General features: G+C 66.8%; 1 pseudogene. It reads right to left on the bottom strand.

The window, feature by feature from the left end:
* Window positions 1–39 precede the first annotated feature (39 nt).
* Window positions 40–253, bottom strand: a pseudogene (locus SB822_RS59055) (aminotransferase); the annotation flags it as partial.

The raw sequence follows: 253 nt of genomic DNA, 5'->3' as shown, positions 1-253 counted from the left end.
CTACGCGACCGACGCGCCAGCATCAGCCGCCACACCTCGCTACTTCCGCCCAAAAAGCCCCGCAAGGCGCTCGACCGCTTCCTCGAGCTTCGGATACGCGGTGGCATACGACAGCCGGATATATTGCTTCGGCGCATGCGTGCCGAAGTCCATGCCCGGCACCAGCACGACGCCCGCGTCGTGCAGCATCGCCTTGGTGAGCGCCGAACTGTCGCCGGCGGCAGGGTGATTGACGGTCCCGCAGTCGGCGTAC

It is taken from the genome of Paraburkholderia sp. SIMBA_054 (genome assembly GCF_046534875.1).
Taxonomy (GTDB): domain Bacteria; phylum Pseudomonadota; class Gammaproteobacteria; order Burkholderiales; family Burkholderiaceae; genus Paraburkholderia; species Paraburkholderia hospita.
This window is presented reverse-complemented; position numbering and strand designations above follow the sequence as displayed.